The following is a 234-nucleotide window of genomic DNA, read 5'->3' as shown; positions in this document are numbered from 1 at the left end:
AGAGACAAAATTCTCCTGAAGGCAGAATTTTAGAAAAAGGAATTTCAAGATTAGGACGCCCTGTTTCAGACATTGTAAGTGCAATGGAATCTCAGGCTCAGATAGAAGTGGCAAATATGGAAAAGAACCTGAACCTGTTAGCAGTTGTTCCAAGTATCGCTCCGATGCTGGGGCTTTTGGGTACGGTAATAGGGATGATCATTGCGTTCTTTAATTTATCACATGCAACGGGAT

The 234-nt window shown here is 41.5% G+C and carries 1 protein-coding gene; it reads left to right on the top strand.

Annotated elements, in window-relative coordinates:
- Positions 1-234, top strand: a 234-nt coding sequence (locus tag SCA31_RS25595; protein WP_410699728.1) for a MotA/TolQ/ExbB proton channel family protein, incomplete at both ends; no start/stop codon positions are given.

Origin of the sequence: Chryseobacterium sp. SIMBA_028 (assembly GCF_046535285.1) — a bacterium.
GTDB lineage: Bacteria > Bacteroidota > Bacteroidia > Flavobacteriales > Weeksellaceae > Chryseobacterium.
The sequence above is the reverse complement of the archived record's forward strand: the minus strand, read 5'-3'. Positions and strand labels throughout refer to the sequence as shown.